The 4,942-nt window shown below is 70.8% G+C and carries 1 protein-coding gene; it reads left to right on the forward strand.

Going from position 1 to position 4,942, the window contains the following annotated elements; genetic code table 11:
* The first annotated feature begins 129 nt into the window (after positions 1–129).
* Positions 130–4,884, forward strand: a complete 4,755-nt coding sequence (locus IEZ06_RS35395; protein WP_203872196.1) for a DnaB-like helicase N-terminal domain-containing protein — start codon at positions 130–132, stop codon at positions 4,882–4,884.
* The last annotated feature ends 58 nt before the right edge of the window (positions 4,885–4,942 follow it).

Here is a 4,942-nt window from a genome sequence, read left to right on the forward strand (position 1 = left end):
TCACGCCAATCCCGACCAGGCCACCCTCATTTACCTGCGAAAACAGGATGGAATCAGCTCATTCATGACGCCCACGGCCCCGAAGACCTCGACGACCTGGTCGAGCGGACCTGGGACGGGCGCATCCGGGTGCTGCTCGGCTCCTCGGCCAAGATGGGCGAGTCCCTCAACCTGCAAAACCGCGTCACCGACATCATCCACATGGACCCGACGCCCAAGCCGTCGATGATCGACCAGCGCAACGGCCGCGGCCACCGCCAGGGCAACCAGAACGCCGAGATCGGCATCCACCTGCTCGGGACGAAGCACAGCCTGGACGCCTTCATGTACGGGCTGCTGACCTCCAAGATCAGTGGATCGCGCACGGTCATGACCCGCGACATCCACGCCCTGCAGCTGCTGGAGATCGACGAGGTCGAGGCCGACTTCGGCACCATGCAGGCCGAACTGTCCGGCAATCCCCACCTGCGGGATCTGTTCCAGATGCGGGCCCAGCTCAGCGCGCTGGAGTCCGACCAGCGGATCACGGCCGCGCAACGCGCCGGGGACGTCGACCTGCTGGCCGCCAAGCAGGCCGAGGCCGCTCAGGTCCGCAGCGACATCCCGCGCCGCGCGGACGCCCTGCCCCGCATCCGGCCCACCACCGGCCCCGACTTCGCCCTGGCCCTCAACGGCACCCTGTATGACCAGGTCGGTCCGGCCGGGACGGCGCTGCGGCGCCTGGTGATCGACGCGATGAGCGCGCACACCAGCAGCGGCCCCGGCCCCGTGCAGACCATCGGGGCGTTCGGCGGCCTGGAACTGGCCGCACAAACCGACAGCAGCGGCGAGGTCTTCTGCGCCCGCATCTTCTTCCCGGACCTGCCCGGCAGCGCCATGGAGCTGACCACCGACGACCTCAAGGCCGACGCCGGCGGCGGCAAGCTGATTCGCGGGTTGCGTCGCGCCCTGGAATCCGCGCCCGACCTGCAGCAGGCCGATATCGACAGGCTCCCCGGGCTGGAGCGTGAGATCGCCGACCTGACCGACGCCGTCAGCCGCCAGGTCGACTACACCGACCGCATCGAACGCGCCCGATCCCGCGTCTATCTGCTCGAAGCGATCGTCGATGCCATCGCCGAGCTCGACAAACTGCCGCCCCCCACGGGCGATGACTCCGCCGGGGAACCGGCCGCGGCCACCGAGCGGCACAGGCGAGAAGCCAAGGTCGACAGCGCGATCGCCGCGCTGGCCGAGTTCGATACCGCCCAGGAGGCTTCGGCCGATACGGGCACCGATCTGCTCCCCGCCCGCGAAACAGAACCGTCCGCGCAGGCCGACAACGGCGCGGCTGCCGATGACAGCGCGGCCAGAGATGAGGAGACGTCGACACGCGCGGACGGCCGCGTGGTGCCCGGCAGGCGGTGGGGGCATGCCTGGGAGGACAACGGCCGCCGCTCCAAAGTGAACTTCTCCACCTCTGAACAGGCGCAGGCGGCGCTTGAGCGGTTCCGGGCCTACGAGGCCGACCCGCCCGCACGCGGTACGGCGCGCCTGGACAACAGCGCCAACGGCGACGGGCCGCTGCGCGCACGTGACGTGATCGACCTGCCCTCATGGGACATCTACGGGGGACGAGTCGAAGCCATCCGGGACGGCGGCATCACCAACCCGCGTGCCAAGCAGCCCACGCCGATGACGGAGATCGAGGTGCGGCGCGCCGACGGCACGCTCGTTCACGCGCGCGTGCCCACCGGCGCCACCGTCCTTCGCTACCTCCCCGACGACGCGCAAGCTCACCGCGACGCCCTGCTGGAGCCCATCCGCGAGCGGGAACGAGCGGAGATGGAGGCGACCCGTGCCGCCATCCGCGCCGAACAACAGGCACGCCAGGAACTGAAAGCCTGGGACGGAACCAGCGAGATCACCGAGGGCAACCTGCGCTACGGGGCCGAACGCCTCGGCCTGCCTCCGGCGATGGCCGACGACGCGGTGGCGGGCAACGAGCGGGTGCCAGGGCGGGTCTCCACCACCGCCGCCACGTTCAACCAGCACCTGGAAAGCGACGGCCTTGAGTTCTTCCACCACAGCGCCATGGCCGCGCACGCATTGGTCGACACCGCCCCGCTGCACCAGCAGGGCGCCATCGGGCCGAACCTGGCCGCGATGCTCGCCGCGCTGGGGCGCGCTTCCACCCACTGGGACCTCGACACCGCATACATGGCCGGACGCGACCTCGCGCGACGGCTCATGGACGGCGACGAGCAAGCACTCACCGACGCGTCCGCGCGGACTCGCCAAGGAGCCGCCGACTACCTCACGCACTACAGCAGCGCTGCGGCGAACATGCAGGAACCCGAGGGCGAAGCGACCCGCACCCGGGTGAAGCAGGCGCGGCAACGACTGGAGGCCCATGTCGATGAGTCTTCAGTGGGGGCCGAAACCGATCGGGCTCCCGTCCTGAGCGCGTTCTCCCCGGAGGCGGCGCACCCCACCGCGGCCGCCCCGTCCGTACCTGAGCACGCACCTACCTCGGCACCGGCGGAGGCGCCCACCGCGCCGACACCCGCGCCGCCTGTGGTTCCATCGGCAGATCCGCCGACGGACACCGACCTGCTCCTCTCCCCCACGCCGGCCGCACCGCTCGCGCCGCAATCACGGAGCCGCACGCTCGAACCCGCCGCCGATGCGCCCGGCCCGTCGACTCGTGTCGACCTCGGCGCGGACCAGATGCGCACGGCCTTGCTCGCCGCCGGGTTCGACCCGCGGGAATTCAGCATCCGGACCCTGCGGCGCGGCCGTGAACCGCTGCACTACTTCGCTACCTTCCGCCCCTTCCTGCCCGGCGACAGCACCGAGGCTCTCCAGGAGCGCGCGCACGCGGCCGCTCCTGTGCTGGCCGAGCGAGGCTTGCACGTCGCGGTACACGTGTGGGGCGACGGCTCGCTGTTGCGGGTCACTGTCGACACCACGAGCGGCGGCCAGGGCACCGTCACCCGGCACACCTGGAACCGGACCCCGGAATCGGCGGACAACGCGTTCGCCGCCGCAGACCTCGGCGCGACCGGTCCCCAGCAGGCGATGCCGGCCGAGGCAACGGCCCATGAACTGCCCACCTACGAGTTCATCCACCTGCTCGATGCCCGCCCCGGCGATGTGCTGCGCACCCTGGATCGGTATGGCAGCTGGGGCGCCCCGATCGTCTATGCCAGCACCGCCCGCCGCAAGCGCGACATCCAGCTCGTGGGCACGCATCCCGACACCGGCGCCCCGCGCAAGGTGACCCTACGAGTGGCCGGCGACGTCAGCCGCATCCAGCGCACGATCGATGCCGGCCGTCTGCAGGAGCTGTTCGACCAGGCATCCGCGATGGGTGCCATTCCGGCCAGCGGCCCCACCGTCCAACCGGGCGACCTCATCGCCTACCGCGCGCTCGTAGAGGAGAGCTTCCGGGACTTCCTGCGCGGCAGTCCGCCACCGGACGGCGGCGCCATCACCGTACGCGGGACCGTCACAGACGTGCTTGAAGACTCCGGCTGCTGGGTCATCCACCTGCAGCCGGGCGGCACCATCTGGGAGGCAGAAGACGGCTCGCAGGGAACCACGCGGATCTTCGACGAGATGGTCGTCACTGCCGAAAACATCGTCTACCGCATCCCCGCGCCCGCGCCCGCGGTTTCGGCTCCGGCGGACCCGGCCGCGACGGCATGGAGCACCGACAGCCACCTCGACGTCGACACCGCCGCCCTCTCCTCCGCCGACGCGCACGCGTCCGATACGCATGATCAGCTCACTGCTGCCGCCCCGCCTGCTGACTCCTCCGCTGACCTGCCCGCCCCCACCGTCCTGCAGGGTGCGGACAACCCTGCAGACACCGCGCACCATCATGAGGTGCAACTGCTGGCCAGCCTGTTCCTCGACCCGGTCCAGATCGCCGAGGTCCGCCAGGTCCTGGACGGCCCGGAAGACTTCACCGACCCCGAGCTCGGCCGGCTGTATGCGGCGGTGCTGCGCTTGCACGACCGCGGCGAGCCCATCGAGGCGGGCATCGCACGCGGCTCGGTGACGCACAACGTCGACCAGCTCACGACCGCCATGCACGCGATCACCAGCGGCCAGCAGCCCGTTGCCGCGCTCCCTCACGCCCTGCCCCTGGCCGAACTCGCCGCCGCCCGACTGAGCGCCGAGTACGCCGCGGCGCTTGCGGAGCCGACACGCGTCTACCAGTGGGAAGGACCGGTCCCCGCGGCGCTGGCCCACGCCGCCGACCGCGCCCGCGACAACGGCCGGCCGTACTACGTCTACGGCGACGAAGGTCACACCGATGCGCGCGTCAGCGATACGCCACCGGCCGATACCGGCTACTGGATGGTGACCGCCAGCGGCCTCTGGGTGAGCCTGAGCGGCACGACGATCGCCACGATCTCCATCGCCGACAGCGATTTCGACGCCAGCCGGGGTCGCCCCGCCGTCGTCGTCACCGACGTGCACGCCGACCTGGAACACAAGCTCGCCGCTGAAAAGCCGTTCCTGCTGGCCGCGTGCATCTCCCCGGTGGCCGCCATGGTCATGGCGACGCGCACCGCCGAGAACCAGCAGCGTCCCTGCCTGGTGTACATGCGCCAGAACATGTTCGTCGTTACCGACGCCGTGCCGCCGGACGTGCACGCGTACTTCAGCGTGACCGCCGACGGATCATGGCTACAGCACCGCGGCGACGAGCAGCAGCCCGCCGAAGCGCCGAAGACCGCAGCCGCGTTCACCGCGCTGACCACCCTTGCCCCCGCACCGCCCTGCGCAGCGGCCGCGGCGAACCCTGCCGCTCCGGCGGCGACGAGCGGCACTGCCTACCAGCCACCAACGGCCGACCCGCCGGCCGCACCCGGCATCGGGATGGGGTTGTGATCTCGGTCGTGCGATGACCCGCCCGGGTTATCCACAAGAACGTGTTCCACAACTCGCA

Source organism: Planomonospora antibiotica (assembly GCF_014647955.1).
Classification (GTDB): Bacteria; Actinomycetota; Actinomycetes; order Streptosporangiales; family Streptosporangiaceae; genus Planomonospora; species Planomonospora parontospora.